This is a genomic window from Halomonas marinisediminis (assembly GCF_004347715.1).
Taxonomy (GTDB): Bacteria; Pseudomonadota; Gammaproteobacteria; order Pseudomonadales; family Halomonadaceae; genus Halomonas; species Halomonas icarae.
Map to the genome: position 1 here is coordinate 1 of NZ_SLTR01000118.1, position 336 is coordinate 336.

1 protein-coding gene is annotated in these 336 nt (G+C 64.0%); it reads right to left on the bottom strand.

Annotated elements, in window-relative coordinates; translation table 11 throughout:
- Positions 1–336, bottom strand: a 336-nt coding sequence (locus E0702_RS21890; RefSeq protein WP_132045590.1) for a GTA baseplate fiber-binding domain-containing protein, incomplete at both ends; no start/stop codon positions are given.

A 336-nucleotide genomic window follows, 5' to 3' on the forward strand; every position in this document is an offset into this window, starting at 1 on the left:
TGCCGGTCGGCCAGATATCGGCCATGTCCGTCTCGGTCCCCAGTTGCCCGCGCAAGCGGTTCGACAACTCGAAAGTGTCAGCTGCGACAAGCTCGGCGGTCTGGAACTGGAACAACTCCCAACTTGAGGCAGAGCCCGACCCGATGGCCACCAGATTTGCGCCGCGCAGAACCGCTTCTGTGTCAACCGAGTTGAACTGACCGGAGGTGAGCCTGACCCGAAGCGGCGCCCCAAGGTCCCATATCCCCGGCCGCGCCCGCGGAAGATCCGTCTCCGTGACCCCAAGGGTCGCGGGTGATCCAACGAACTTCTCGAGTTCGTACCCTGCGTCCTCCG